Origin of the sequence: Neobacillus sp. GCM10023253 (assembly GCF_042653105.1) — a bacterium.
Classification (GTDB): domain Bacteria; phylum Bacillota; class Bacilli; order Bacillales; family Cytobacillaceae; genus Neobacillus; species Neobacillus citreus.
The window spans coordinates 272,880-279,113 of the sequence record NZ_JBHSHV010000015.1; the positions used below are offsets into that span (position 1 = coordinate 272,880).

Consider the following 6,234-nt stretch of genomic DNA (forward strand, 5'->3'; position numbering starts at 1 on the left):
GTTGTATAATAAATGTTGTAGTCAAAAATTAGATGAAGTTTGGCAAAGTTAAGGGGAATCTTGGGAGGATAGATAATGGCAAGACTTATTATATCAGGCTCAGCGCCATTGGATGACCTAATCAAAAGGGCAATAGAAAAGAAAAATAAGTCAATAAAAGGGCTCGTCATAGAATCAATGGAAGGTCAGTGTATACTTGATAACAAGAATATCATCACTAATGAAGATGTTGTTATTTGTGGTTCAGCAATTTACAAAGTTTTTAAAGACCAAAATGATCGAGGGCAATTCGTTCCAATCAGGCTGCAAGTCAACGATTTCCTAGATGCTATCCAAAAAGGATGCCAATACAGCAATGAAGTCAATCTAATCAATTTTAATGATTATATAATTGATAGAAAAATAGACCAATTTGAATCGCTATTTCAAGTCAAGATTCATCAATATACGTACGAAACATGGGAAGAAGCCGAGGCAATCATCGCACAGCTTAAGGAAAATCGCCAGTCTGTCGTAATTGGTGCGGGGTTGATTACCGGACTTGCTAAAGAAAATGGAATGCATGGAATTGTCTGGTTCGGTGAAGAAAGCATTAATCTGGCGGTTGATATTGCTTTAGGTATTTTAAATGCCCGTTTTGAAGAAAAAAGAAATTCTCAAAGAGAAAATTATATCATGGAGAATTTTAATGAAGGTGTAATTATCTCCAGCGATACGGGACATATCGTCAATGTCAACCGCAAAGCTACTACTCTCCTTGGAATTGAGGAAAAGGACCTGAGTGGATTACATGTAAAAGAAATTCTTGTTGACACAAAAGGTATTGGTAATACTGAATGGAAAAAAGGGATAAAGGAACAAATTGTCTCCTATAAAGACAAGAATTTCTTGCTGAGTACATTTCCGATTGTAGTAGACCAACATTATGATGGGATGGTCGGCATCTTTTCCGATATTAATGCCGTTCAGGAAAGCGGAAACAGAATAAGAAGAAAAATGTATAGCAAACCCAATATGGCCGAATACCAGTTTGAAGACATTGTTGGTGCAAGTCAGGGAATAGTAACCACAATCAAGAAGGCAATCAAATTTTCACGGACCGATTCCAATGTTTTAATTCTTGGAGAAAGTGGGACAGGGAAGGAATTGTTTGCTCAAAGCATCCATAATAAAAGCTACAGGAAGGACCAACCTTTTATTGCCATCAACTGTGCTGCAGTACCTGATAACCTGCTTGAATCTGAATTCTTCGGATATATCGAAGGGGCGTTTACGGGAGCAAAAAAAGGAGGAAAACCCGGACTCTTTGAAAAAGCCCATAATGGGACTGTGTTCTTAGATGAGATTGGAGAAATCCCTTTAAGCATGCAGGCGAAGCTTCTTAGGGTTCTCCAAGAGAAAGTGGTCATGCGTGTTGGCAGCACGACCCCCATTCCTGTTAATGTCAGGGTTATTTCGGCAACAAATGTAAATTTGATCGACAAGGTAAAACATAATGAATTTCGTACGGATTTATATTATCGAATTGCTGTCCTAAATTTGTATCTTCCGCCATTAAGGAACAGGTTATCTGACCTTGAACCTTTGGTGAAGTTCTTTACTACGAAACACTATCCGCAGTTTGCTCAATTAATCAATGAAAATAGTAAAGAGATCGCTTATATATTGTCTCAGCATAAGTGGCAGGGGAATATAAGAGAATTGGAAAATACTTTGGAAAGAATGTTTGCTTACTTAGAACATCCTTTTATGGTAACAAGGAAAGAATTGCTGCGAAATCTCCGTGAAGCAATAGAGGAAAATAGTATTGTTCTTCAAGAAGAAATGGGGGAACAAGATACATTTCAAGATGTAATCAAACAAGTGGAAAAAAAGCAAATCTATGAAGCTCTAAATGCAGCTAATGGAAGCAAGATCGAGGCAGCAAAATTATTAGGCATCAGCCGCAGTACTTTATGGAGGAAACTGAATCAGCCAGATTAATATGTGTTGAAATTTCTAAAAATTGTGTCTACTTACAATAATCTAGTGAAATGAGGTTTAAAGTGTGAACGAAACGACGGACTTTGTAACCGGATTAACCTTTAGTGAGGGCCCTAGATTCTATAATGGTTACTTCTGGTTTTCTGATTTTTTTAGCAAACGGGTGTTGAAGGCTGATATAGACTCCGGAGAAGTAGAAACGGTTTGCCAATTAGATGATCAACCATCGGGCTTGGGATGGCTCCCTGATGGAAGGATGCTTGTCGTATCCATGCTGAATCGAAAAGTTTACTGCCTGGAAAATAACGGGGAGCTAACAGAACACGCAGATTTGAATCCAATTGCCACTTACCATTGCAATGACATGCTTGTTGACAAAGCAGGAAGGGCCTATGTTGGAAATTTCGGCGGAAATCTTTCTGCTATGGCTAAAAAATACGGCCGGGAAGCATTGAAAAATATGGAACTGCCAACCGCTGCTATCGCTTGTATTGAGCCGAATGGAGATATAAAAGTTGTCGCTGAAAACATGCTTTTTCCAAACGGGACTGTTTTGACTGATAACGGAAAAACAATGATTATCGCAGAAACGTATGGAAATTGTTTGACTGCATTTGATGTGGAGGACGACGGAACCCTCGTTAATCGGCGGGTATGGGCCCAATTTGAAAATATTTATCCAGACGGCATTTGCATTGACTCAGAAGGGGCGATTTGGGTATCTAATCCAATCGAATCTATGGTCTATCGGGTGATAGAAGGGGGAGAGATAACAGATAAAGTTCAAACAAGCCAAAACTGTTATGCTGTTGCCCTAGGTGGAAAAGAAGGAAGGACCCTTTACTGTTGTACCGCACCAACCTCCGACCCTGTTGATTCGTTTCAGTTGAAATCCGGAAAAATAGAAATAGTAGAAGTGGAGGTTCCTGCTAAACTTGTTTGAAGGATTAATATTTTATAGGATGGGAGGTCCTGGTTGTGTTAACACCTAATGTAAATGTTCCAGACTATACCTTTCAAAAAAGTATTGAAATGAACTACGGAATCAATCGCGGTATTTATAACAGGATTGATGAATGGTTTTTCGAACAGGGGATACAAGATGTCATGACAAGAAGGCTGGTCATTGTCGAATTTTCTAACTTTGTAGTAGAGCCAAAGATGAATATGGGGACAACGGCAAAAACGAGATTCGGAAGCGGCGGCCTTGTGAAAAGACTGAATGATTTTTGGAATGTCAGACCATTGGAAAAGCAGGAAGCTATTAGATAACGATTATTAATAAATAAAAAATTTTGGCTTCGAGAGGAGAACAATACAAATGACAAAAACAATCGAAAAAGCAAATATTTTTAAGAAAATAATGGGGCAATATCCAACTGGAGTAACCATTGTGACAACGATGGATGAAAACAAGAACCCGGTTGGTTTAACCGTCAATTCCTTTGCTTCTGTATCCATCGACCCATTAATGGTACTTTGGTGCATTGATAAAAGATCATCTGCGTTAAACGCCTTTTTACAAGGTGGAAAATATGCCGTTCACACCCTCGCTGTAGACCAGGCAGAGGCCTGCTGGGCGTTTGCAGGGAAAGAAAAAGACCGTTTTTCAAAAGTACAATGGGAAACTTCTTCAAATGGTCTGCCAATCATAAAAGATTCCTTAGGAATTTTTGAATGCAAAACAGTCAATAAAATCGATGCCGGTGACCATTTTATCCTTTTAGGCGAAGTAATCGACCTTTCCGTTAACGAAAAAGAACCCCTATTGTATTACAACCGGAATGTTGCTGGAATCCCTGCAGATTGGCCAAATCAATAGAATCTCTTTGCGCTAGATTATTGACTCTTAGGGGGAAATGGAATGAAAATTTTAGGGGTATCAGGAACTGTTGTCGGGAGTAAAACAGCGATTGTGATCGGAAAAATCTTAGATACAATGAATATCCATAATCCTGAGTTGGAAATAGAATTTTTGGATCTTAGGGATTATCAAATTGAGTTTTGTGACGGCCGCCCAATCTCCAATTACACTGGTGATACCAAAAAGGTAATTGACCAAATGATGGGGGCGGACGGATTTGTATTCGGAACCCCTATTTTCCAAGGTTCATTTAGCGGTGCATTTAAAAATTTAATTGATTTAATTCCACCGACAGCGTTCAAACATAAGGTCATGGGTTTTGTCACGACTGGAGGAAACCAACAGCATTTTCTCGTTGCTGAAAATCAGCTAAAACCACTGGCAGGGTATTTAAATGGATACGTCGTACCAAAAACAATTTTTGCCCATAACAGCCAGTTTAATGATAAAAATGAAGTTGTGGATTTACAGTTATTAGAAACTATAAATGACTTCGCTAAGCAGTATTGTTATATGAGTGAGAGATTAATGGGAGTACAAATAAAAAATTAATTGAGCAAATTTATACTTGAAGGTTCTGTTAAGGGACCAGTATAACATGTTGGGCAGCCAATTAAACTAATTTGGCTGCCTTTTGCATTTCTACAAAACCGCTAGAAAAATGTTTTCACCATCTCAGTGGTTTCATCACATTTCATGCACCGGTATTCCAATTCAAGTGCATCTTCATAAACATGGTGAACTGTTTCTTTCCTGCAGTTTTCACAAAACCTCATCTGTTCTGTCTCAACAGCCACAACGATTCCTCCGTTTCCGTGAAAATTTGGTTCATAAATATTTCTAACCTTCCCGTTTTTCTAAAAAATATTAAGTATGGCGTCTCGGAATAAAATTTTTGATTTTTTTAAGAAGGTTGGGGACTTACAAAAAAGACATATTTCACTTATTAGATACTTAATTGAAGTGGAGGTAGAAAACGTGACCGTTCCTCCATTTTCCGATAAGCTCATGATGCATTGCGTTTACATACTGAATGGATTTGGGCTTGTAGGAACGGGAGCGGGGGCCATCTTCTGTTTACGAAATGATTTATCGATGAAATCATTCTTAATTGCGAAAGATGTATATTTATATGCACAAGAAGGGATAGAAATTAAGATTAAAAACGGCTGGTTCGAGGAACCCCCACAAATGGAGGACCGTGCCCGGATTATCAATAATGGAAATTGAATAAAGAGATGGACTAAAAGCGCAAAATAAAGCTAGTGTCGGTTCGCCGATACTAATTTCGGTGTGGGGGGAGTTAGTTTGAATATACTTCGTTTGTTTAATTTGGTTATTACATTCGTGATCAAGGTTAGATTCTTTATAAAAATGGTAAAAAACATGAGGCTAAACCATTTAATAAGAATGCCTATCCTAACATAACTTAGTATGTAAAAAACTATCGATTTCCACATTGTCCAAAAGGTAAGCACATTCCTGTGTTTGCCTTTTTTGTCTTATCATTCTATATGGCAGGGCAGCTAAATATCTTGATGACAATTTGAAAAAAATAGAAGTGCCAAGGACCTTTTAAGAGAATATATCACGCATGGCACTTCATGCTTGAATGATGCATTAGAACCGGCCCCATACATCATAACCTAACCGGACGATTTTATAGGTGCTTTTATGTAGAAAATGTAAATAATCAATGTAATCATTTATAGGGTTAAAACGTTTGGGTTGTGATAGGAATCTGTTATATTCATTTAAAAGGTCATCCAGCTCTTGACTGCAATAAATGGTTTCTTCACTATCGAGTCCCTTTGACATCCCTATTTGAATCATCTCGGCTCTTTTATTACGTATAGCTTCTGCTAATTGTGCTTGTCTCATTGCAAAAACACACCCCGAAAATGTTTGTTTAATAATTGAATTAACACAAAAAGTATTATAACATTTTCAGACTTCCATAGAACGTTTTCGCTAAAACAAGGTATAAAAAGATAAAAAGCGACTAAATTCTTCGGTTTTCGACGCTCTGATGCATGGGGACGGTTCTTGTGCATCAACCTACTAGCTAAGAGGTGTGTTCATGTGTGATTCACCAAAACGAAACACAAGAACCGTCCGAGGCCACTGAAAAACACGATCTTACTTCCATTTATAAAAAAGTGGATGAGTCAAAGTTGAAATATCTTTAATCCAGATTCTTAAAGACAAAAACGGCTTGGTAGATAGTGAAAATGTCCTTTATCCGCTTTCTAAAAGACAAAAATGCTTGATCATAGGGGGAAAATGTCCAATAGAAGCCGTCTATGAGGTTAGTCTAAAAAGTGGACACGTAAAAATGAGATTTAGATTATAATACAATCATCATTTAAAAGGACGTGTTCACATGG

8 protein-coding genes are annotated in these 6,234 nt (G+C 37.9%); 6 read left to right on the forward strand and 2 right to left on the reverse strand.

The features are described 5' to 3' along the window. Window positions 1–75 precede the first annotated feature (75 nt). From ACFPA1_RS19975 to ACFPA1_RS19995, 5 genes are all read left to right on the forward strand, one after another. Window positions 76–1,983: a sigma 54-interacting transcriptional regulator gene (locus ACFPA1_RS19975; protein ID WP_378584965.1), complete on the forward strand. Its 1,908-nt coding sequence runs from the start codon at window positions 76–78 to the stop codon at window positions 1,981–1,983. A gap of 64 nt (window positions 1,984–2,047) precedes the next feature. Further along, window positions 2,048–2,926, forward strand: coding sequence for an SMP-30/gluconolactonase/LRE family protein (locus ACFPA1_RS19980; RefSeq protein WP_378584967.1), 879 nt, complete (start codon window positions 2,048–2,050; stop codon window positions 2,924–2,926). A gap of 35 nt (window positions 2,927–2,961) precedes the next feature. Beyond that, window positions 2,962–3,255, forward strand: coding sequence for a hypothetical protein (locus tag ACFPA1_RS19985; RefSeq protein WP_213145589.1), 294 nt, complete (start codon window positions 2,962–2,964; stop codon window positions 3,253–3,255). A gap of 49 nt (window positions 3,256–3,304) precedes the next feature. Then, on the forward strand, window positions 3,305–3,805 hold the full coding sequence (locus tag ACFPA1_RS19990; protein WP_213145590.1) for a flavin reductase family protein: 501 nt from the start codon (window positions 3,305–3,307) through the stop codon (window positions 3,803–3,805). A 42-nt stretch (window positions 3,806–3,847) separates the two neighbouring features. Further along, window positions 3,848–4,399 carry an NADPH-dependent FMN reductase gene (locus ACFPA1_RS19995; protein WP_378584968.1) on the forward strand — a complete coding sequence of 184 codons (552 nt, stop codon included), beginning with the start codon at window positions 3,848–3,850 and terminating at the stop codon, window positions 4,397–4,399. A 101-nt stretch (window positions 4,400–4,500) separates the two neighbouring features. Here ACFPA1_RS19995 and ACFPA1_RS20000 read toward each other — a convergent pair whose 3' ends face one another. Next, window positions 4,501–4,644 carry a hypothetical protein gene (locus ACFPA1_RS20000; RefSeq protein ID WP_378584970.1) on the reverse strand — a complete coding sequence of 48 codons (144 nt, stop codon included), beginning with the start codon at window positions 4,642–4,644 and terminating at the stop codon, window positions 4,501–4,503. A 76-nt stretch (window positions 4,645–4,720) separates the two neighbouring features. Here ACFPA1_RS20000 and ACFPA1_RS20005 point away from each other — a divergent pair, with 76 nt between their 5' ends. Further along, complete coding sequence (locus ACFPA1_RS20005; protein ID WP_213145592.1) at window positions 4,721–5,077, forward strand: DUF3231 family protein; 357 nt, start codon at window positions 4,721–4,723, stop codon at window positions 5,075–5,077. Between the two features lie 390 nt (window positions 5,078–5,467). On the opposite strand, the gene ACFPA1_RS20010 is transcribed toward ACFPA1_RS20005, so the two are convergent. Next, entirely contained in the window at window positions 5,468–5,728 is a 261-nt protein-coding gene (locus tag ACFPA1_RS20010) for a Spo0E family sporulation regulatory protein-aspartic acid phosphatase (RefSeq protein ID WP_378584971.1), read from the reverse strand. Window positions 5,729–6,234 lie beyond the last annotated feature (506 nt).

Excerpts from the sequence above, each read along its gene's own strand:
- ACFPA1_RS20005 (WP_213145592.1), top strand. The coding sequence starts at position 4,721 with ATGGCGTCTCGGAATAAAATTTTTGATTTTTTTAAGAAGGTTGGGGAC.
- ACFPA1_RS19995 (WP_378584968.1), top strand. The coding sequence starts at position 3,848 with ATGAAAATTTTAGGGGTATCAGGAACTGTTGTCGGGAGTAAAACAGCG.
- ACFPA1_RS20010 (WP_378584971.1), bottom strand. The coding sequence starts at position 5,728 with ATGAGACAAGCACAATTAGCAGAAGCTATACGTAATAAAAGAGCCGAG.
- ACFPA1_RS19990 (WP_213145590.1), top strand. The coding sequence starts at position 3,305 with ATGACAAAAACAATCGAAAAAGCAAATATTTTTAAGAAAATAATGGGG.
- ACFPA1_RS19975 (WP_378584965.1), top strand. The coding sequence starts at position 76 with ATGGCAAGACTTATTATATCAGGCTCAGCGCCATTGGATGACCTAATC.